Annotated in this window: 24 protein-coding genes and 2 pseudogenes; 13 read left to right on the top strand and 13 right to left on the bottom strand. The window is 72.1% G+C overall.

The features are described 5' to 3' along the window. Nucleotides 1–9: 9 nt before the first annotated feature. Complete coding sequence (locus tag AMETH_RS40400) at nucleotides 10–327, top strand: hypothetical protein (RefSeq protein WP_017982733.1); 318 nt, start codon at nucleotides 10–12, stop codon at nucleotides 325–327. A gap of 23 nt (nucleotides 328–350) precedes the next feature. Beyond that, a complete protein-coding gene (locus tag AMETH_RS19085) occupies nucleotides 351–1,145 on the top strand; it encodes an IclR family transcriptional regulator (protein ID WP_017982734.1) in 795 nt (264 codons plus the stop codon). A 127-nt stretch (nucleotides 1,146–1,272) separates the two neighbouring features. Here the strand turns inward: AMETH_RS19085 and AMETH_RS42645 are convergent. From AMETH_RS42645 to AMETH_RS19105, 4 genes and pseudogenes are all read right to left on the bottom strand, one after another. Next, a pseudogene (locus tag AMETH_RS42645) lies at nucleotides 1,273–2,168 on the bottom strand (2-hydroxyacid dehydrogenase). Nucleotides 2,169–2,203: 35 nt separating this feature from the next. Beyond that, nucleotides 2,204–3,130: a hydroxymethylglutaryl-CoA lyase gene (locus tag AMETH_RS19095; RefSeq protein WP_017982735.1), complete on the bottom strand. Its 927-nt coding sequence runs from the start codon at nucleotides 3,128–3,130 to the stop codon at nucleotides 2,204–2,206. Next, on the bottom strand, nucleotides 3,123–4,328 hold the full coding sequence (locus tag AMETH_RS19100; RefSeq protein WP_017982736.1) for a CaiB/BaiF CoA transferase family protein: 1,206 nt from the start codon (nucleotides 4,326–4,328) through the stop codon (nucleotides 3,123–3,125). Before AMETH_RS19100 ends, AMETH_RS19095 begins: the two co-directional genes overlap by 8 nt. 16 nt (nucleotides 4,329–4,344) lie before the next feature. After that, nucleotides 4,345–5,706: a GntP family permease gene (locus AMETH_RS19105; protein ID WP_017982737.1), complete on the bottom strand. Its 1,362-nt coding sequence runs from the start codon at nucleotides 5,704–5,706 to the stop codon at nucleotides 4,345–4,347. 283 nt (nucleotides 5,707–5,989) lie between these two features. On the opposite strand from AMETH_RS19105, the gene AMETH_RS42650 reads away from it, so the two are divergent. From AMETH_RS42650 to AMETH_RS19115, 3 genes are read left to right on the top strand one after another with little or no spacing between them, the layout of a single operon-like run. Further along, nucleotides 5,990–6,130, top strand: a complete 141-nt coding sequence (locus AMETH_RS42650; protein WP_410468234.1) for a hypothetical protein — start codon at nucleotides 5,990–5,992, stop codon at nucleotides 6,128–6,130. After that, a complete protein-coding gene (locus AMETH_RS40405; protein WP_020486707.1) occupies nucleotides 6,064–6,336 on the top strand; it encodes a DUF2975 domain-containing protein in 273 nt (90 codons plus the stop codon). Before AMETH_RS42650 ends, AMETH_RS40405 begins: the two co-directional genes overlap by 67 nt. After that, nucleotides 6,337–6,582: a helix-turn-helix domain-containing protein gene (locus AMETH_RS19115; RefSeq protein WP_017982738.1), complete on the top strand. Its 246-nt coding sequence runs from the start codon at nucleotides 6,337–6,339 to the stop codon at nucleotides 6,580–6,582. Here AMETH_RS19115 and AMETH_RS19120 read toward each other — a convergent pair. Genes AMETH_RS19120 through AMETH_RS19135 form a run of 4 tightly spaced genes read right to left on the bottom strand, consistent with a single transcriptional unit; the run spans nucleotide 6,544 to nucleotide 10,183 of the window. After that, nucleotides 6,544–7,473 carry a PDR/VanB family oxidoreductase gene (locus tag AMETH_RS19120; protein WP_017982739.1) on the bottom strand — a complete coding sequence of 310 codons (930 nt, stop codon included), beginning with the start codon at nucleotides 7,471–7,473 and terminating at the stop codon, nucleotides 6,544–6,546. The two genes, AMETH_RS19115 and AMETH_RS19120, sit on opposite strands and share 39 nt — an antisense overlap. Next, nucleotides 7,466–8,227, bottom strand: coding sequence for an ABC transporter permease (locus AMETH_RS19125; RefSeq protein ID WP_017982740.1), 762 nt, complete (start codon nucleotides 8,225–8,227; stop codon nucleotides 7,466–7,468). Before AMETH_RS19125 ends, AMETH_RS19120 begins: the two co-directional genes overlap by 8 nt. A gap of 40 nt (nucleotides 8,228–8,267) precedes the next feature. After that, nucleotides 8,268–9,098, bottom strand: coding sequence for an ABC transporter ATP-binding protein (locus AMETH_RS19130; RefSeq protein WP_017982741.1), 831 nt, complete (start codon nucleotides 9,096–9,098; stop codon nucleotides 8,268–8,270). Nucleotides 9,099–9,112: 14 nt separating this feature from the next. Next, entirely contained in the window at nucleotides 9,113–10,183 is a 1,071-nt protein-coding gene (locus tag AMETH_RS19135) for an ABC transporter substrate-binding protein (protein ID WP_026153163.1), read from the bottom strand. A 278-nt stretch (nucleotides 10,184–10,461) separates the two neighbouring features. On the opposite strand from AMETH_RS19135, the gene AMETH_RS19140 reads away from it, so the two are divergent. The 6 genes from AMETH_RS19140 to AMETH_RS19165 all read left to right on the top strand — a co-directional run bounded on the left by AMETH_RS19140 (nucleotide 10,462) and on the right by AMETH_RS19165 (nucleotide 15,531). Then, the gene (locus AMETH_RS19140) at nucleotides 10,462–10,914 is read left to right on the top strand and encodes a Rieske (2Fe-2S) protein (RefSeq protein ID WP_017982743.1); all 453 of its coding nucleotides are present in this window, start codon (nucleotides 10,462–10,464) and stop codon (nucleotides 10,912–10,914) included. Next, nucleotides 10,911–12,011, top strand: a complete 1,101-nt coding sequence (locus AMETH_RS19145; RefSeq protein ID WP_017982744.1) for an amidohydrolase family protein — start codon at nucleotides 10,911–10,913, stop codon at nucleotides 12,009–12,011. Before AMETH_RS19140 ends, AMETH_RS19145 begins: the two co-directional genes overlap by 4 nt. Beyond that, nucleotides 12,008–13,066 (top strand): amidohydrolase family protein, encoded by a 1,059-nt coding sequence (locus AMETH_RS19150; protein WP_017982745.1) that lies wholly within the window; start codon nucleotides 12,008–12,010, stop codon nucleotides 13,064–13,066. The genes AMETH_RS19145 and AMETH_RS19150 overlap by 4 nt, the downstream gene beginning before the upstream one ends. Nucleotides 13,067–13,068: 2 nt before the next feature. Further along, a complete protein-coding gene (locus AMETH_RS19155) occupies nucleotides 13,069–13,938 on the top strand; it encodes an alpha/beta fold hydrolase (RefSeq protein ID WP_017982746.1) in 870 nt (289 codons plus the stop codon). A 67-nt stretch (nucleotides 13,939–14,005) separates the two neighbouring features. Continuing rightward, nucleotides 14,006–14,935 carry a LysR family transcriptional regulator gene (locus tag AMETH_RS19160; protein ID WP_223842863.1) on the top strand — a complete coding sequence of 310 codons (930 nt, stop codon included), beginning with the start codon at nucleotides 14,006–14,008 and terminating at the stop codon, nucleotides 14,933–14,935. Then, nucleotides 14,932–15,531: a TMEM175 family protein gene (locus AMETH_RS19165; RefSeq protein WP_017982748.1), complete on the top strand. Its 600-nt coding sequence runs from the start codon at nucleotides 14,932–14,934 to the stop codon at nucleotides 15,529–15,531. The genes AMETH_RS19160 and AMETH_RS19165 overlap by 4 nt, the downstream gene beginning before the upstream one ends. Before the next feature lie 162 nt (nucleotides 15,532–15,693). Here the strand turns inward: AMETH_RS19165 and AMETH_RS42130 are convergent. From AMETH_RS42130 to AMETH_RS19185, 4 genes and pseudogenes are all read right to left on the bottom strand, one after another. After that, nucleotides 15,694–16,071: pseudogene (locus AMETH_RS42130) on the bottom strand (hypothetical protein); the annotation flags it as partial. After that, the gene (locus AMETH_RS19175; RefSeq protein WP_026153164.1) at nucleotides 15,978–16,658 is read right to left on the bottom strand and encodes a DUF899 domain-containing protein; all 681 of its coding nucleotides are present in this window, start codon (nucleotides 16,656–16,658) and stop codon (nucleotides 15,978–15,980) included. The pseudogene AMETH_RS42130 and the gene AMETH_RS19175, both read right to left, overlap by 94 nt. 28 nt (nucleotides 16,659–16,686) lie before the next feature. Then, nucleotides 16,687–17,022: an ArsR/SmtB family transcription factor gene (locus AMETH_RS19180; RefSeq protein WP_017982751.1), complete on the bottom strand. Its 336-nt coding sequence runs from the start codon at nucleotides 17,020–17,022 to the stop codon at nucleotides 16,687–16,689. Further along, entirely contained in the window at nucleotides 17,012–17,443 is a 432-nt protein-coding gene (locus AMETH_RS19185; RefSeq protein WP_017982752.1) for an SRPBCC domain-containing protein, read from the bottom strand. The genes AMETH_RS19180 and AMETH_RS19185 overlap by 11 nt, the downstream gene beginning before the upstream one ends. Nucleotides 17,444–17,857: 414 nt before the next feature. Here AMETH_RS19185 and AMETH_RS19190 point away from each other — a divergent pair, with 414 nt between their 5' ends. Both AMETH_RS19190 and AMETH_RS19195 read left to right on the top strand, forming a co-directional pair. Further along, nucleotides 17,858–18,565, top strand: a complete 708-nt coding sequence (locus tag AMETH_RS19190; protein ID WP_017982753.1) for a LysR substrate-binding domain-containing protein — start codon at nucleotides 17,858–17,860, stop codon at nucleotides 18,563–18,565. Nucleotides 18,566–18,574: 9 nt separating this feature from the next. Further along, nucleotides 18,575–18,907 (top strand): TfoX/Sxy family protein, encoded by a 333-nt coding sequence (locus AMETH_RS19195; RefSeq protein WP_017982754.1) that lies wholly within the window; start codon nucleotides 18,575–18,577, stop codon nucleotides 18,905–18,907. Between the two features lies 1 nt (nucleotide 18,908). On the opposite strand, the gene AMETH_RS19200 is transcribed toward AMETH_RS19195, so the two are convergent. Continuing rightward, nucleotides 18,909–19,568: an alpha/beta fold hydrolase gene (locus AMETH_RS19200; protein ID WP_223842864.1), complete on the bottom strand. Its 660-nt coding sequence runs from the start codon at nucleotides 19,566–19,568 to the stop codon at nucleotides 18,909–18,911. Nucleotides 19,569–19,657: the final 89 nt, after the last annotated feature.

A 19,657-nucleotide genomic window follows, 5' to 3' on the forward strand; every position in this document is an offset into this window, starting at 1 on the left:
ATCAGCGGGATGGGGCACGGCCAGCCCGTCGACCCGGGCACCACGATCACGCAGTGCGGCACGGCCGGCGCGTACCTGCTCGACGTGAAGATCTGCGCGGCCTACTACATGGGCCGCTTCTGGGGCATCGCCGACGACGGCTCCGGCCCCGGCACGCCGACCTACAGCGACACCGCCGTCGGCACGGCCACCGACCACTACGTAGCCGGGCGGGTGGACGTCACCGAGTACAACGCGCTCGGCGCCCGCTACGGCTACACCGCGCCCATCACGCTCTACCTGTGCCGCGCGAACTGGACCGACAAGCCCGACGGCGCGCCGAGCTGAGGCCGTTGCCGTACCTTTTCGGTATGAGCACCGCGGACGAGCGCAGGGCGGACGGTGAGGGCGGTCGGCGTCCGCTGCTCGTACTGGGCAAGATCGTCGACATCCTGGACGCGTTCACGCTGCACCAGCCCTCGCTGACGCTGCGGGAGCTGCAGCACAAGACGGGGCTGCCGCAGTCGACGGTCCAGCGGCTGGTGACGAACCTGGTGGCGCACGGTTTCCTCGACCGCGCCGGGGACGGGTTCCGGCTCGGGGTGCGGATGGCGTACTGGGGCGCGGCGGCGGGCAAGGACCTCGACGTGCTGTCGGTGGTGAACCCGGTGCTGAAGGACCTGCGGGACGCCACGGGCGAGACGGCGTGTTTCTTCCGCGCCGAGGGGCGTCACCGGGTGTGCATCGCGGTCGCGGAGACGCGGCACGCGCTGCGGCGGGAGATGTCGGTCGGCAAGATCGCGCCGATCACGGTCGGCTCGTCCGGGCGCGTGCTGCTCGCCTGGTCCCCCGGCCTGGCCGACGAGGTGCTGCGGGAGGACCTGCCGCAGCTGACCGAGAGCACGGTGACCGACCGGGACGAGCTGCGGCGCCTGATCAAGCAGACCGCGGCCGACGGGTACGCGATCACGGTCGGCGAGCGCGTCGACGGCGCCTCGGGCCTGGCGGCGCCGGTGTTCGACTCGGCGGCGGACCTGGTGGGCGCGCTGATGGTGAGCGGCCCGACGATGCGCATGCCGTACGAGAAGTGCCTCGAGTGGGTCGACGTGCTGGTCGAGCACGCCGAACGGATCACGCGCGCACTGGGCGGCCGCTACCCGGCCTGAGCAGCTCGGCGCCGGGTGAATCGTCCCCGCGGCGCTGACCTCCCGCGCACCGGCGCGCCGTCGCTGATAGCCGCCCCGCCCGCGCGGCGATCGCCCGGGCACCCGCGCGCTGGCGCGGCCACCAGCCTCACGCGGCCTCCGGGTTCACCATCCGCACCGCCTCACCCGCGGTGAGCGCGATCGCGTTGCGGGCGCACGACTCCGCCACCTTCGCCCGCACCGACCGCGTCGCGCTGCCCACGTGCGGCAGCAACGTCGTGTTGGGCAGGTCCGCCAGGCCGGGAGCCAGCCGGGGCTCGTCCTCGTAGACGTCCAGCCCGGCGCCCGCGATCTCCCCGCTCCGCAACGCCTCCACCAGGGCACGCTCGTCCACCACCGGGCCGCGCGCGGTGTTGATCAGGATCGCCGAGCGCTTCATCCGCCGCAGCACGGAAGCGTCGGCCAGGTGCCGGGTCTCCGCGGTCAGCGGCACGTGCAGCGACAGGAAATCCGACCGCTCGACCAGTTCGTCCCAGTCCACCCGCTCGACACCCGGCTCGTCGAGGGCCGCCGGCTGGTGCAGCGCACCGTCATCCCGAACGCGAGCGCCCGCCGCGCCACGGCCCGCGCGATGCGGGCGAACCCGGCCAGACCCAGCGACGCCCCGCTGACATCCCCGCCCAGCAGCAGCGACGGCTCCCACCCGGTGAACCGCCCGGCGCGCACGAACGCGTCCGCCTCCACACACCGCCGCGCGTTCGCCAGGATCAGCAGCATCGCCACGTCGGCGGTCGCGTCGGTGAGCACGCTCGGCGTGTTGCACACCCGGATCCCGCGCCGGGTCGCGGCGGCCACGTCGATGTTGTCGTACCCGACCGCGTAGTTGGAGATGCCGCGCAGCCGCGCCCCCGCCAGCACGTCGGCGTCGAACACGTCGGTCAGCTGCGCCACGACCACGTCGTACTCCCCCGACGCGCACACCGCGGCCAGATCCGGCGGCCGCTCCGGCACCACCACCGTGCCGGCCTCGCGCAGCAGCGTCATCCCGGGTTCCGGCAGCGGCGTGGTGACGGAGAACCTCACCGGCAGCTCACCTCCGCGCCGAGCGCCCACGGGAAGGCCGTCGCGCTGGTGCGCGCCCCCTGCGCCGCCCGCGACCGGTTGGGTTCGCCCAGCTCGTCCAGCAGCGCACCGGACAACCGCACGATCCGCGCGAACGACGACGGCGTGAGCCACGACGGCCGCAGCGCGAACAACAGGTCCTCGGTGGACGCGTTGCCGCTGGCGCCGGGCGCGAACGGGCACCCGCCGAGCCCGCCGAGCGCACCATCCACTTCGGACGCTCCGGCGGCGAGCGCGGCGAGCGTGTTCGCCACCCCCAGGCCCCACGTGTCGTGCCCGTGGTAGACGATCCGGCGGGGCGGCATCTCGGCGGCCACCCGCGCGACCAGGCTGGTCACCTGCGTGGGCACGGCCTGCCCGAGCGTGTCGCACAGCACGATGTCCCTGGCGCCCTCGGCGCGCGGGTCCCGCGCGATCGCCAGCACCCGTTCCTCGGGCACCGCTCCCTCGAACGGGCAGGTGAACGAGGTGGCGATGCACAGCTGGATCCGGCCACCCGCAGCCGAAGCGGCCGCCACCGCCCGGGGCATCGCCGCCAGGCTGTCCTCTGTGGAGCGACCGATGTTGGCCCGGTTGTGCGCATCGGAGGCGGACAGGCAGTACTGGAAGTTGACCGCCCCTGCCTCCGCCGCGCGCTCGACGTGCCGGGGCGTGGCCACCCACACCCAGCAGCGCGCCAGCTCGTCCGGGTCCAGCGCGCGGATCAGGTCGAGGGTGTCGGCCAGCGGCGGCACCAGGTCGGGCCGCGCCATCGAGCCGATCTCGACGCTCGGCACCCCGGCGTCGAGGAGTTCCCGGACCACCGCGACCTTGCGCGCGGTCGGCAGCGGTTTCCCCGTGAGCTGCAGGCCGTCCCGCAACGTCACGTCCCGCAGGTCAGTCATTTCCGGTGTCCTTCCGGCCGAGCAGGTGCAGGATCTCGTCGGTGTGCTCGCCGAGCTTGGGCCCGGGTGTCCGCAACGGCAGTGACTCGGTGCCGATCACCGGAACCACCCCGGGGAACCCGATCGGCACCTCCTCGCCGGTGCCCGGGTCGACTGGCAGCGGCTGGATCATCGCCCGCGCCCGGTACTGTTCGTCGGCGCAGATGTCGGCCGCCGTGTAGATCGGGCCGGCGGGCACGCCGGCCTCGTCGAGCACCTTGAGCACCTCGTCGCGGTCGCGGCCGCGGGTCCACTCCGCGATCGCCTCGTCCAGTTCGTCGCGTCGCGCCCAGCGGCCCGCGTTGTCCGCCAGCCCGGGGTCGTCGGCCAGGTCGGGGCGGCCGATCGCGAGCATGTAGCGGCGGAAGATCGAGTCGCCGTTGCCCGCGATCACCACGCTCGCGCCGTCGCCGCACTCGTAGGCGTTGCTGGGCGCGATGCCCTCCATCCGCCCGCCGACGCGCCGCCGCTCGACGCCGTAGGCGAGGTGGTCCGGCACGAGCGACTCCATCGTGGAGAACACGGCCTCGTGCAGCGCCACGTCGACCACCCGTTCCCGCAGCGGCCGCCTGCTGGGCACCACGGCCCGCTCGTACAGCTCGACCATGACGCCGAACGCGGCGTACAGCCCGGCGATCGAGTCGCCGATGGACACCCCGACCCGGGACGGCGGCCGGTCGGCCTCGCCCACCAGGTTGCGCATTCCGCCCATCGCCTCGGCCACGGCGGCGAACCCGGGCCGGTCTGCCAGCGGCCCGGTCTGCCCGAACGCCGAGATCCGCGCGAGCACCACGTCCGGGTTGGCGCGTTCCAGCTCCGCCGGCCCCAGGCCCCACTTCTCCAGCGTGCCTGGCCGGAAGTTCTCGATCACCACGTCGCAGCGCCGGACGAGGTCGAGCACGATGTCCCGGCCCTCGCCGGTGCGCAGGTCGACCGCGATCGACTTCTTGTTGCGGTTGACGGTGTGGAACAGCATGGACACCGTGCCCGCGTAGAGCCGCCAGTTGCGCAGCTCGTCCCCGCGGCCGGGGCGCTCGACCTTGATCACCTCGGCGCCCAGGTCGGCGAGCAGCCGCGCGGCGGTGGGCCCGGCGATGTAGTTGCCGAGTTCCAGCACGCGGACGCCGCGCAGCGGCAGGTGTGCGTGTTCGGTGTCCATCTGTTCCTTCCCGTTCTCAGAGGACGAGGTTGAGCGCGAGGATCGGACCGAGCGCCACCACGGAGGCGACCGAGACGCCCACCGAGACGGTCTTCAGCGCGCCGCGCGTGGTCTGGCCGAGCAGCGACTGCAGCAGCCAGAAGGTGTTGCTGGTCAGGTGGACCATGAACAGCGATCCGGCGCCCGCGGACAGCGCGATCAGCACCGGGTCCAGGCCCAGCGACGGCGCGATCGGGGCGAGCAGGCCCGCGGAGGTGATCGCGGAGATCGTCACCGACCCGACCGCGATGTGCAGCACCGCGGCCATCAGCCACACCAGCAGCAGCGGCGCCCAGGTGTTGGCGGAGAAGTACTTGCCGAGGATGTCGCCGAGCCCGGCCGCGGCCAGCACCGCCGCGAGACAGCCGCCCACGCCGTTGAGCAGCAGGATCTGCCCGCTGTCCCGCAGGCCAGAGCCGAGCGCCGACTCCACCGCGGGCTGTCCCATGAACCGCCGTCCGATCAGGCAGGTGCCGACGAGGCCGAGCAGCAGCGCGACCACCGGGCTGGACAGGAACGCCACCACCGGGTTGGACCACTCCAGCATCTCGGCCACCGCGCCCGTCGCGATCAGCACTAGTGCGCCCAGCAGCGGGCTGAACACCACCGGCAGCGCGGGCGGCTTGCGCAGGTCGACCGCGGCCACGGTGCCCGGGCCGCCCTGCGGCCGCGCTTCCGGGGCAACGATCTCGTCGGCCATCTCGTCCTTGGCCGGGTCCCACCAGCCGCGGGCGAAGAGCACCGACATGATCGCGATCGCGATGGTCACCGTCGGGATGACCACGACGAGCCCGAACAGCAGGTACTTGCCCAGCGGCACGTGCAGCAGCCCGGCCAGTGCCAGCGCGCCGACGCCGGGCACGGTGAACACGATGCCGCATTCCAGCGCGATCGCCAGCGCCGTCGCCATGCGCGCGACGCCGCGTGGCCCGAGTCGTTTGCCGATCCCCCTGGCCAGGGGCCCGGAGATCACCAGCAGCACGTCGAGGAAGATCGACTGCAGCAGGGTGGCGATGGTGAGCGCCATCGCGTAGGGGATCCGGCGTTCGCCGAACACCTTGAGCAGCTTGTCCACCAGGCGTTCGATCGCCCGCAGATCACGCAGGATCGCGCCGATGAGCACGCCGAACGCGATGAGCAGGCCGATCTCGGCCATCACGTCGCCGAAGCCGGCGGTGATCTCCTCCACCGTCTTGCTCACGCCGAGCCCGGTGGACAGCCCCAGGTAGCAGGAGCCGAGCACCAGTGCGATGACCGGGTTGAGCCGGAAGCGGACGATCAACACCACGATGGCCGCGACCGTGACCCCGGTGTTGATCAGTATTGCGGTGTCTGACATGCGGTTGTCCCGTCGCTCGTGCCTCGTTGCACTGTCGCCACATTATGAGCACAGACCCACAATGTGAGTCAATACTGATCATCAATGCTCGGAGGCCGCCGTAAAACGACAGGAATACATTGATTTTCGATAGATACCGCACGATACTCGGCGCATGCTCGCCGAACGCTGGGTCGTCCCCCTCCTCCGGATCTTCCTCGTCGCGTTGTTCGGGATCCTGGTGCTGTTCCAGGTGATGTCACTGCCGGGGCAGTTCGCCCACATGGCACGGGAGGACCCCGAGATGGCCTACCTCAGGTGGCCGGCCACCGCCGTCACCGTGTTCTGGGTGCTGTGCGTCCAGGTGGTGATCTCGCGATGTGGCGGCTGCTCACGATGGTCCGCAAGGACCGCATCTTCAGCGAAGCCTCGATGCGCTGGGTGAACGTGATCGTCGGCGCGATCGCCGCCGGGTGGGCCGTGCTCGTCGCGGTCTTCCTCTACGTCGGCTTCAACGCCGACGACCCCGGCCTCCCGGTGGTGCTGTTCCTGCTGGTGGTCGGGGTCGCCGTGGGGCTGCTGATGGTCGTGATGCGCGCGCTGCTGCGGCAGGCCACCACGCTGCGCACCGACATGGAAGCGGTGATCTGAGTGCCGATCGTCGTGCGCATCGACGTCCAGCTCGCCAAGCGCAAGATGAGCGTCGGCGAGTTCGCCAAACGCGTCGGGATCACCCCGGCCAACGTCGCGGTGCTCAAGAACGGCCGCGCGAAGGCGGTGCGCTTCTCCACGCTGGAGGCGATGTGCCGGGTGCTCGACTGCCAGCCCGGCGACCTGCTGGAGTGGGTCCCCGACGACTCAGAGGTCGAGGACCAGGCGGGCGCCCTTCGAACGTGACACGCAGATCATCATCACGTCGCCGGCGTCGCGCTCGTCGTCGTCGAGGACCGAGTCGCGGTGGTCGATCTCGCCGTCCAGCACGGTCGTCTCGCAGGAGCCGCAGATCCCCTCAGTGCACGAGGAGATCACGCGCACCCCGGCGTTCTCGGCCGCTTCCAGGATCGACAGCTCCGCGGGCACGGTGACCGTCATCCCGCTGGCCCGCAGTTCGACCTCGAACTCGTGCGCCTCGCCGCCGTGCTCGACCACGGTGAACCGTTCGACGTGCAGCGAACCGGGCGGCCAGGCCTGGCACCGGGTCTCGACCGCGTCGATCAGCCCGGCCGGACCGCAGCAGTAGACCACAGTGGATTCCCGTGGCGGGGCGAGGATCGCGTCCAGGTCGAGCATCCCCGCCTCGTCCTCGGGCGTCACCACGACCCGCTCGCCGTAGGACTCCAGGTCCTTGACGAACGCCATCGAGGTCCGGCTGCGGCCCCCGTAGTGCAGGGTCCAGTCCGCGCCGGCGGCCTCCGCCGCGGCCACCATCGGCAGGATCGGCGTGATGCCGACCCCGCCGGCGACGAACAGGTATCGCGGCGCGGGCAGCAGCGGGAAGTTGTTGCGCGGCCCGCGGATCCGCAGGGTCGTGCCCGGGTGCGCGTGGTCGTGGATCCACGCCGACCCGCCGCGGCTGTCCGGTTCACGCAGGACCGCGATGCGCCAGCGGCCGTCCTCACCGCACAGCGAGTACTGCCGCACCAGTCCGTTCGGCAGCACGACGTCGATGTGCGCGCCCGGATCCCACGCGGGCAGATCCGCGCCGCCCAGCTCCAGCGACACGACGCCGTCGGACTCCACCCGCCGGGACACGACCGCCACGTCCGCCTCGAACACCGGCTCAGGCATTGGTCTCCCGCATGCTGTAGACGGACTCGTGCCACGGGATGAAGAACCGCTTCAGGCCGTTGACCACGAAGTACAGCAGCAGCCCCAGCACCGACAACAGGATGATCACCGCGAACAACGCGGGCGCGTCGAGCGCGTTGAGCGTGCGCACCACCAGGTAGCCCAGCCCCTCGCTGCCGCCGAGGTACTCCCCCACGATGGTGCCGATGATGGCCAGCACGATCCCGACCTCCATGCCGGCGAACACGTACGGCAGCGTGCTCTTGAACTCCAGGTGGTTGAACGTCTGCCACCGGTTCGCGTTGAGGCTGCGCATCACGTCCCGCTGCCCCGCCTCGACCGAGCGGACGCCCAGCTGCACGTTGAGCATGATCGGGAAGAACGCCAGCATCGCGGCCATGATCACCTTCGAGGTGATGCCGAAGCCGAACCAGATCACGAACAGCGGGATCAGCGCCACCTTCGGCACCACCTGGGAAGCCACGATCAGCGGCCGCAGGCTGCGCTCCATCCACCGCACCTTGCCCAGCACGACGCCAGCCGCGACCCCGGCGACCAGGGCGATCGCGAACCCGCTGATCGTCTCGATCGCGGTGACCCGCGCGTGGTACCAGGTGTCGCCGGTGGTGACCAGCTCGCCGAGGCTCGCGAACACGGTGCCCGGCCGCGGCAGCACCAGCTCCGACATGCCGTTGACGCGCACGAACACGTCCCACAGCAGGAAGAACACGACCAGGATGAGCGGGGTGCTCACCCACGGCAGCCACCTACCGAAACGTTCCCTGTTCACCGGGTCACTCCTGCCTGTCGAGGGCGTGCCGCAGCTCGCGCACGATCCTGCCGAACTCCGGCTCGGTCTGGACGTCGAAATCACGCGGCTTGGGGAAGTCCACCATGCGGATCTCGCTGATGCGGCCCGGCCGCGGGCTCAGCTGCACCACCCGGTCGCCGAGGAACACCGCCTCGGTGATGTCGTGGGTGACGAACACGACGGTCGCCTTGGTGGCGAGCGCGATCCGTTGCAGCTCGGCGTTCATCCGCTCCCGGGTCAGCGCGTCCAGCGCGCCGAACGGCTCGTCCATCAGCAGCAGTTTCGGCCGCGTGGACAGCGCCCGCGCGATAGCCACGCGCTGCCGCATCCCGCCGGACAGCTCGCGCGGGTAGGACTTCTCGAACCCGGCCAGCCCCACCAGCTTCGCCAGCTCGTGGGCCCGTTCCCGGCGTTCACGCTTGCCCGCGCCCCGCAGCTTCAGGGGCAGCGCGATGTTGTCGGCGACCGAGTACCACGGGAACAGGTTGGCGTCCTGGAAGACCACGCCGAGTTCGGACACCACGGAGGAGTCCACTCTGGACCCGTTCCACAGCGACCGGCCCTCGACGAGGATCTGCCCCTCGGACGGGCTCTGCAGCCCCGCGAGGGTGCGCAGCAGGGTCGTCTTGCCGCAGCCGGAGCGGCCGATCACGGACACGAACTCGCCATCGCTGATCGTCAGCGTGATGTCATGCAGGGCGCGGGTAGTGGCGCGTTTGGACCGGAACTCCTTGCCGACACCGGCGAGCTCCAGCTTCGGCGGTGCGGCCTGCCGCGGGGCCGCGGTGAGCGTCTCGGCGTGGTGCGCGGACATGCGTCTCCTCGCGATCAGGTGGTGGTGGCAGGCAGGAAGCTGTTGTCGAACCACCTGGCGGCGTCGCCGCCAGGCTTGGCCTGGCCCGCCCTGGTCAGCTCGTCGTAGCCGGCGGTCCACGCGGCCGGGTCGGTGACCAGCAGGGGCCGCGACGGGTCCTTGCCCGTCCACAGGTCACGCATCATGCCGAGGCTCTTGCGCGCGATCGCGTCGTCGTCGAGCGTGGCGAAGGAGTACTTGCCGCGCAGCGTCCCGATCGTCTTGCCGAAGTCCTGGTCGGCCACGTACTCCGCGACCGCATCGCGGATCCCGGCCATGAACGCCCGCAACGTGTCGGGGTGCTTGGCGATCACGTCGGCCGTGGTGACGTAGATCTGCGAATCGGACTTCACCACGGTGCCCGGGTCGAACACGCCCGCGTCCGCGTGCTGCGACTGCACGATGTTCGCGGTGTCGATGCTGACCACGTACCCGGCGATCCGGCCCTGCTGCACCAGGTTGAACGTGCCCGGGGTGAGCCCGGTGACCTGGCGTGGCGTGCTCTTGGGGTCCAGCCCGGAGTTGGCCAGCACCAGCGACACGATCTTGCTGCTGGTGCCGCCCTCGGAGCTGACCCCAATGGTCTTGCCGACGAAGTCCTGCGGCTTCTCCAGCGGGGCCTGCTTGCTGTAGACGACGCGCACCGCGGAACCGCGGCACAGCGTGCCGATGTTCACCAGCGGCTGGTTCGATTCGGCGACCGCGGTCATCAGGTCGATCTGCCCGAGCCGCGCGACCACGCCGACACCGGCGATCAGGGTCTGCGTGGCCTGCGGCGATCCCTTGACCTCCTGCAGCGTGACGTCCAGCCCATGCCGCGCGAAGTGGCCGCCCGCGACGGCGAGCAGCTCCGGGGACATGGACAGGGTTTCCAGCGGCAGGATGCTCAGGAAGGTCGCCGTTCCGCTGCCGCCCCCGCCCGCCGCCGGGCCGGCGCCGCACGCGGACAACACGGCCGGCCCGGCGGCCACGGCCGCCGCGGTCAGCGCGGAACGCCTCAGGAATGCCCGCCGGGGCAACGATGGACTCGGCGATGGAGTGGACACGATGGTTCTCCTCGTTCCTCCTGCCGGCCACCACCCTGTGACCGGCTGGGGAAGAGGTTGACCCGAGCCGATCGCCCCCGTCAAGGTCCCCGGTTTCCCGCCGCCGCAGGCGAGGGTCCAGCGGCGGTTCCCCGCCGGAGCGGAGTTTCCCCTGCTGGACAAGGGAAATCACGGCACGGTGAGACGGGTCCACATGCGCCACTATCGGGCTCGCCGATGCTCTTCATCGAAACTTTCACTTTCCGCGCGACCCGTGGCGATCTCTACCGTGGCACACCATGAGGATCGTGGTGTCCCGGCTCGACGACTTCCCGCCGGGAGAGCGCCGGATCGTGCAGGCCGGCCGGCGGTCGATCGGGGTTTTCCGGGTCGGAGACCGTTTCTACGCATTGAACAACCACTGCCCGCACCAGGGCGGCCCGCTCTGCCTCGGGGCCACCCAGCCGTGGCTGACCTCCGCCGCGCCCGGTGAGGTCCGGCAGGACGACGGCGACTCGCTCGTCGCCTGCCCCTGGCACGGCTGGGAGTACGACCTCGAGACCGGGCAGTCGTTCCTCGGGCCGGACGAACCGCCTGCCCGCACCTACGACGTGTCGGTCGAGCGCGGCAAGAACGGGCGCATCCCCGGCCCGTACGTCGCCGAGACGTACCCGGTGCACGTGGAGGACGCCTACGTGGTCGTGGACACCAGCGGCGGAGCACGCCCTGGCGACAAGGGAGGTGACCGGTGACCAGCACTGCCATCGCCGGGCGGCCCGGCAGCACGCCCGGCCGCACGGGCTACACCATCGTCGACACCGACATCCATCCGGCGGCCCCGGCCGCCGCCATCCGGGAGCGGCTGCCGGAGAAGCACCGCGCGCGGTGGGACCTGTTCGGCAGCCGGGTGCCGGGTCCGCCGGAGATCTACCCGCGGGTCCGCAATGCGGGCTTCCGGCTGGACTCCTGGCCCGAGGGCGGGCCGCCGGGCAGCGACCTGGGGATGATCCGGGACCAGCTGCTCGACGAGTTCGGCGTCACCCACGGCATCTTGATCCCGCTGCAGAGCCACAGCTGGGGCGCCGAGGAACCGGAGTACGCCGCCGCGCTGTGCCGGGCGCTCAACGAGTGGCAGATCGAGACGCTGCTCGAGCCGGAACCCCGGCTGCGCGGGTCGATCGCCATCCCGATCGAGGCGCCCGACCTCGCGGCCGAGGAGATCCGGCGGCACGCCGGCGACCCGCGGTTCGTGCAGGTGCTGCTGTCCACCGGCGGGGAGCTCGGGTTCGGGCGCCGCCGGTACTGGCCGATCTACGAGGCCGCGGCCGAGGCCGGGCTGCCGGTCGCGGCGCACACCGGCGGGCTGGAGATGCACCGCGGCGCCGGGTGGCCGTCGTTCTACCTCGAAGAGCACGTGTGGAACGGCAACCTGATGGCCGCGTTCGTCACCGGGATCCTCTGCGAGGGCGTCCTGGACCGGCTGCCGGACCTGAAGGTGATCTGCGTGGAGGGCGGCATCGCCTGGGCCGGGCCGTTGATGTGGGCGCTGGACGACGCGTGGGAGCAGCTGCGCGGCGACGTGCCGCACCTGGTCAAGCCGCCGTCGGAGTACATCCGCGAGCGGTTCTGGTTCACCACGCAGCCGATCGAGGAGCCCGACGACCCGCGCGACCTCGACAAGGCGCTGGCCCACCTCGGGATGGACGAGCGGATCATGTTCGCCTCCGACTACCCGCACTGGGACTTCGACTCCCCGCGGCACGCGCCGCGCCTGTTCCCCGCCGCGCTGCGCGAAGGCGTCATGGGCGTCAACGCGTGCCGGCTTTACGGTCTGCCGGAGGCCTCATGACCGCCGCGGTCGGCACCACCCGCATCGACGCCGAAATCCACTGTGGACCGTCGTCGCTGAACGACCTGGTGCCCTACCTGGAACCCTACTGGCGCGGCTACGTGCTGGAGGGCGGCCTGATGCTGTCCCCGCACCAGGGCGGCGCCTATCCCCCGGCGGCGCCCACCAGCGCCACCCCGGCCGCGCGGGCCGCGGGCCTGACCCCCGCCCACGACGCGGCGGCGGTGCGGGCCGGCCTGCTCGACGGGCTGCGGGCGGCGATCCTGGTGTGCACGACGTCGTTCCACTGCAACCGCAACCCCTACTACGAAGCGGCGCTCACCCGCGCGATCAACGACTGGCTGGTCGCGGAGTGGCTGAGCACCGACGACCGGCTGCGCGCCAGCATGGTGGTGCCGACGCTGGACGCCGAGGCCGCCGCCGCCGAGATCGAACGGATCGGCGACCACCCGGGGATCGTGCAGGTGCTGCTGCCGGTGCGCACGGACGCGCCGTGGGGCAACAAGCGGCACCGGCCGATCCTGCGGGCCGCCGCCGAACGCGGCCTGGTGGTCGGCCTGCACGCGTGGGGCCGGATCGGGAACGCGCCCACCAGCACCGGCCTGACCCACACCTACCTCGAGGACTACGTGGGCAACTCGCAGATGCTCGTGCAGGCCCAGCTCACCAGCCTGGTCGCCGAGGGGGTCTTCGCGGAACTGCCGGACCTGCGGGTCGCCCTGCTGGAGTGCGGGTTCTCCTGGCTGCCCGCGCTGCTGTGGCGGTTCGACAAGGACTGGAAGGGCGTGTGGCGCGAGGTGCCGTGGCTGGGCGCGAAACCGTCGGAGGTGGTGGCGCGGCACATCCGGCTGACCACCGCGCCCGCGCAGCTGCCGCGGGACCCCGCGCAGGTGCGGGAGGCGCTGGACATGGTCGGCGCCGGCTCGATGCTGATGCACGCCAGCGACCACCCGCACGACCACGGCGGCAGCGGGCAGCGGCTGCTCGACGCGCTGACCCCGGCCGAGGCGGAGGCGGTGCTCGCGGGCAACGCGGCGGCCTGGTACGGGATCTGACCGTGTTCGACGGGTTCACCTGCCAGGACGTGGCGACGCCCGCGGGCGGGCGCGTCCGGGTGCGCGTCGGCGGCAGCGGCCCGCCGGTGCTGTTGCTGCACGGCTACCCGCAGACCTCGGCCATGTGGCACCTGGTCGCGCCCGAGCTGGCCCGGGACCACACGGTGATCGCCGCGGACCTGCCCGGTTACGGGGACAGCGTGGCGCCGGGCGCGGACCTGGCGGCGTTCGGCAAGCGGGCGATGGCGCGCGAGCTGGTCTCGGTGATGGGCCGGCTCGGGTTCCGCCGCTTCGCCGTCGCCGGGCACGACCGGGGCGGGCGCTGTGCCTACCGGCTCGCGCTCGACCACCCGGACGCGGTGACCGCGCTGGCCGTGCTGGACATCCTGCCCACGGCCGACGTGCTGGCCACGGTGGACGCCGAGTTCGCCAGGTCAGCGTGGCACTGGTTCTTCCTCGCCCAGCCGGGTGACCTGCCGGAACGGTTGATCGCCGCGGACCCGGACGCGTTCTTCCTGCGCGGCGCGGACGGGATCTTCGCCGAGCCCGCGCTGCGCGCCTACCGGGCGGCCTACCGGCGGCCGTCGGTCGTGCACGCGATGTGCCAGGACTACCGTGCGGGCGCCACCGTGGACCGGGTCGACGACGAAGCCGACCGGGGCCGTCGGCGGATCGCCTGCCCCACGCTGGTGCTGTGGGGTGCGGCCGGACCACTCGGGAGGACCGATGACGTGCTCGCCGTGTGGCGGCCGTGGGCCCCGCGGGTCACCGGTCTGGCGCTGGACTGCGGCCACTACCTCGCCGAGGAGCGTCCCGCCGAGACCGCCAGGGCGTTGCGGGAGTTCCTTTCCGCCACACGACAAGATCCTTGACACCCGATCTCGCCCGGCTGCTAATGGATCCATGGGTTCGGCCGTCCGCAAGGTGACACGACGCCCGTTGTCGTTGGCGAGTCTGGACCTGAACCTCCTGGTGTTCCTGCGTGAGCTGCTGCGTGAGCGCAACGTGACCCGGGCGGCCGAGCGGGTCGGGGTGAGCCAGCCGACGGCCAGCGCGGCGCTGTCCCGGCTGCGCCGCCACTTCGACGACCAGCTGCTGATCCGGTCCCGCGGCTCGTACGTGCTGTCCCCGCTGGCGGCGCAGCTGGCCGGGCAGGTGGAGCCGTTGTGCGCCAGCCTGGAGCGGTTGTTCGCCACCACGCCGGGGTTCGACCCGGAGTCCTCGGAGCGCGAGTTCACCCTGCTGATGCCGGACTACGTGCTCGCCGCCTACGGGGAGCAGCTGTCGGCGGCGATGTACGCCGCGGCGCCGAACATCCGGATGCACGTGCGGGTGGTGCGGGAGCGGCTGCCGGCCGACATCCCGGAGGCGCTGCGTGTCATCGACGCGATGATCTGCGCCGCCAAGCCCGAGCTGCACGCGCCGGGGATCAACTCGCTGGAGCTGTTCCGGGACCGCTGGGTGTGCGTGGTGTCCGCCGACAACCCGGTCGGCGACCGGCTGGAGCTGTCCGACCTGGAGCGGCTGCCGTGGGTGGTGCCACACCACCCGGACGGCGGTTACCCGGCCACTTCGCCGCTGGGGCCGCTGATGGCGAGGCTGTCCACGCGCCCGCGGGTGGCGGTGCGGGTGGACAGCTACCAGGCGACGCCGTACTTCATCGCCGGGACCGACCGGATCGCGGTCATGCAGCGGCGGCTGACTCGCTACCTGGCCGGCCGGTCGGACCTGCGGATCCTGGAGTGTCCGGGCGACCCGCCGCCCATCGTGGAGATCATGTGGTGGGACGAGCGCAAGGAACACGACGAGGCGCACCGCTGGCTGCGGCAGGTGGCCCGGCAGGCGGCGCGGCGGTCGGAGGGTCCGTGAGCGGCCGGCCGCGACCAGCCGAGCGGCTCGTCTTCTTCTCCGACGCCGTGGTCGCGATCGCGATGACGCTCCTGGTGCTCCCCCTCGTCGACTCGGTGCCTGGATTGCTGGGCGACGGACGGCCCGCGGCCGCGGCGATCAGCGAGAACGGCTGGGAGATCGCCAGCTTCCTGCTCACCTTCGTGGTGATCGCCCACCAGTGGCTGAGCCACCACCACCTGTTCGAGCAGATCCGGTACGTCGACGTGGTTCTGGTGTGGCTGAACATCGCGTGGCTGCTGACCGTCGCGGTGCTGCCGTTCCCGACCGAAGTGACCGGCGCCTACGGCGCGGACCGGTTCGCGGTGTTGTTCTACATCGGCACGGTGCTGGCCAACACGCTGTGCCTCACGGCGATGACGCTGTACGTCCGGCGCACCCGCGGCCTGGCCCACGACGCCTCGATGATCGACGGGCGCTGGGTGTTCGGCTCGGTGGGCGCCTCCGCCGCCCTGGTCCTGGCGTTCGCGCTGTCCGCGCTGGTGCCCGCCGCCGGCTACTACTCGCTGCTGCTGTTGTTCGTCCCGCCGCAGCTGGCCCGGTTCCGCTACCGCTGAGCCACGTGCCGGCGCGCCGCGACGAGCGTCTGCGCCGGCAGGGTCGCGATGGTCATCGGGCCGACGCCGCCCGGCACCAGGGTGATGTGCGAGGCCCGCAGCGAACTTGACGTCGCCGCGGTTGTCGGCGTAGCCGGCGTCCACCACGACCGCGCCGGGCTTGATCCGCTCGACCAGCACCAGACCGGGCCGTCCCGCGGCGGCGACCACCACGTCGGCCCGCGCGACCTCGGCCGCAGCAGGCTCCCGTCCACGCCGGGATCCTCTGGGCGGCTTCCGGATCGCGCGGCGGGGATGTCGGCGGGCAGTTCGACGCGCCGGGACCGCATGCCGGGTTTCGCGCAGCGGTTCGCCCTCATCCGCACGTAGGTGCGCGAGGCACGGCGACCCGTTTCCCGCACCCGGCCGCGTGCGGCGCGCGATCCCGGTCCGGCGCGACAAATGCCTCAGACCGACGGCTGACGCGCCGGGTAGTCGTCGTGCCAGTGCCACCACTCGTAGGGCGGCGTCTGCGGATATCCCTCCGGCGAGTCCTCCCACGTCTCCTGCCTGCCCAGCGCCGTGATGTCGAGGTAGCTCCAGGTGCCGCCGATCGCCTCGTCGCCGCGGTTGTTGACGAAGTAGGTGCGGAACACGCGGTCGCCGTCGCGGATGAAGGCGTTGGTGCCGTGGTATTCGGCCACCCCGAAGTCGGTGTCGAAGTCGTCCAGGATGGTGTACCAGGGCATCGTCCAGTCCATCCGCGCCGTGACCCGCGCGATGTCGGGCTGCGGCGCGCGTGAGGCGAACACCAGCGTGGTGTCCCGGGCGTTGAGGTGGGCGAGGTGCGCGACCTGGTCGGCCACCATCGAGCAGCCGACGCACGCGTGTGCGGGCCAGCCGTGCACGCCGGGTTCGAGGAACGCCCGGTAGACGATCAGCTGGCGGCGCCCGTCGAACAGGCCGAGCAGGTCCACCGGCCCGTCCGGGCCGTCGAACCGGTAGTCCCGGTCCACCTCGGTCCACGGCATGCGACGGCGCGCGGCGGCCATCGCGTCCTTCGCGTGGGTCAGCTCCTTCTCCTTGACCAGGAGCTCCTCCCACGCGGCCTGCCACTCCTGTCGCGAGACGATCGGGGGTGTCCTCATCGGGTTCTCCACCTTCCACTTCGGATGATCACGCTGTGCCGTCCAGGTGGTCGCGCAGTTTCGCGAGCGGGTTGTCCCAGTCCCGGGCGAGCGCGGCCAGGAACTGTTGCGTCACCTGCATCGGGGCCGTCCGGAGGTGGTAGCGGACCCGCCGCCGCTCGCCCGGCTCGGCCGTGACGAGCCCGGCCTCGGCGAGCAGGGCGAGGTGCTTGGCAACGCCCTGCCGGGTGATCGGCAGGCGGCCGGCGAGGTCGGTGGCCGTGGCCGGGCCCTGCGCGGCCAGCTCGGCCAGGATCGCCCGCCGCGTCGGATCGGCCAGCGCGGCGAAGACCTGCTCGGCGACGGCCTCGGCATCACGCTGCATCGAGGTAGCCGGCCAGTTCGTCCAGTTCCCGCGCCCAGCCCCCGGTGTTGCCGCCGAAGGCCTCGCGGTGCGTGTCGTCCGGCAGCTGGGCGAACCCGGTCTCCACGACGGTGAGCCGCGTGCCCGCGCCTGCCGGTTCGAGGGTGAACTCCACGTAGGTCCGGCGCGGGTCGTCGTCGGGCAGGCCATAGATCCGCCAGGTGAAGCCGAAGACACGCGGCTCCTCGACCCGCTCGACGCGCAGGTACTGGCGGAAACCGTTGTCCCACTTCAGCTCCCCCGCGCCACCAGGGCGCAGGTCGATCGACGCCTCCTGGCCGAACCAGGTGCCGAGCCCCTCGGCGGTGGTGAGCGCGGCCCACACCTTCGCGGGCGGGTGGCCGAGCTCGACGACGCGCTCGATGCGGTCCGGGAACGCCATGACGCCTCCTGTGTCGCAACTGCTTGGTTGCCAAGTTATGGCAACCAAGCAGTTGCGTCAACCGTGTCATCCGGATTTCCTCGCCCCCGCCAAACTTCCCGGCATGGACGCCAAGCTGGGGGCCATCGTCCGGTGCGTTGCCCGGCCTGGTCGCGTGCAGCAGTCCGGTCGACGGCCGGCCGCGGGTCCGCGTCGCCCCGGGCACCGTCGAAGCCGCCTTCCTCCCGCCCGACGAAGTCAGCGCACTGGCCAGCACGGCGGTGGCTACTCGTGCTACGAGGCGGTGTTCCCGTCCTGGCGCCCCCGGGTCCGGCGAGCGAACCGTGCCGTCGCGCCGTCGTCCGGCAGGCGTTCCTGATCACCCGGTTCGCCGTCCCGCGTAACGACGCCGGTCACGCCCGGTAGCCTGGCCAGGTGGCAGAGTCCTTCACGCTCGGGTACGTGCCCGGGGTGACACCCGGCAAGTGGGTGCGGATCTGGGCGGAGCGCAGCCCCGGCGTCCCGCTGGAGCTGGTGCAGGTCACCGCCGCGGAGGCGGCCGGACGAGTCCGCGACCGCGAGCTCGACGCGGTGCTGCTGCGCCTGCCCGCCGACCGCGAAGGCCTGCACGCCATCCCCCTCTACACCGAGACGACGGTCGTGGTCGTGCCGAAGGACCACCTGGTGGCCGCCGCGGACGAGATCACCGCCGACGACCTCGCCGACGAGCTGGTGCTGCACCCGCTCGACGACACCCTGGACTGGGCGCACCCGCCCGGCAAGCCGGCCCTCGAGCGCCCCGCCACCACCGGCGACGCGATCGAACTGGTCGCGGCCGGCGTCGGGGTGCTGGTGGTGCCCCAGTCCCTCGCGCGGTTGCACCACCGGCGGGACCTGACCTACCGGCCGGTCACCGGCGTCCCCCAGTCACGCGTCGCGCTGTCCTGGCCGGAGGATGAGACGACCGAGGAGATGGAGCTGTTCATCGGCATCGTCCGCGGCCGCACGGTCAACAGCACCCGCGGGCGGCCGCCCGCGCCGAAGCAGTCCAAGGCGAAGCGCCCGGCGGAGGAGCGCAAGTCGGCGCCGCGCCGGAACCAGCCGCGCCGCCCGACCAGGCGCGGCAAACCCAAACGGCGGTGATACTGGCACATGGCCTACGACCACGAACTCGCCGACCGCATCCGGGACCTGCTGTCCGGTGTGGACGGTGTGCGCGAGAAGCGGATGTTCGGCGGGCTGGCGTTCCTCGTCCACGGCAACATGGCCGTCGCGGCCAGTTCGGAAGGCGGCCTGCTGGTGCGCGTCGAGCCGGACGAGGGTGAGCGCCTCCTCGGCGAGGGCGTCCAGCCGATGGTGATGCGCGGCCGCGAGATGCGCGGGTGGCTCCGGGTGGACGCCGCGGTCGTCCGGACCGGGCCGCGGCTGCACGAGTGGGTGACGCGGGGCGTGTCCTACGCCGGCGCGCTGCCCGCCAAGGACTGAATCACCCCGGCACACTTCCCACCAGAGACTCAGCCAACCGCGCCACCTCCACTGGCGCCGAATGGTTCAGCGCGTGCGCGAAGCCGGGGACCTCCACGTACCGGCCGGCGGGCAGCCGCGCCGCCATGTCCCGCGCCCACACCCGGGACGCGATCGGGTCCCGGCTGCCGCGCACGACCACCGCCGGAGTGGTCAGGTGCCGCAGCTTCGTCTCGACTGGGTCGTCACGCAGGTGCCGGGCGGTGGCGACCAGCCGCCGCGGCCAGCACACCAGGTAGTCCCAGGCGAGCACCACCAGCAGCGACGGCCGTTCCCGCGGCGCGTCGGCGACGAGCCGGCCGAGCTGGCGCACCAGCGACGGCGCCGTCCGGCCGGTGCTCGGGCCGATCAGCACCACCGGGCCGAGCAGCTCCGGCGCGTGCACCGCCAGGTCCACCACGATCTGGCACCCCGCCGAGTTCGGCACCAGCACCGAGCCGCCCCGCCCGGTTTCACGCAACCACTCCGCCAGCGCCATCGACAACCCGCGCACATCCAGCGCCCGGCGCGGCCCCGGAGTGCGGCCGAAACCCGGCGGGTCCGCCGCGCTCACCCGCAGCCGCTCCCCCAGCATGCGCGCCAGCGGCCGGAAGTACCGGTGCGAGCAGCCCAACCTGTGCACGCACACCACCTCCGGCGCACCCGCCGGTCCGGTCGCCTCGGCATGAATCCGGGTCGCCCCGGTGAACCGGCACCGCACGCACGCCCCGA

Origin of the sequence: Amycolatopsis methanolica 239 (assembly GCF_000739085.1) — a bacterium.
Classification (GTDB): Bacteria; Actinomycetota; Actinomycetes; order Mycobacteriales; family Pseudonocardiaceae; genus Amycolatopsis_E; species Amycolatopsis_E methanolica.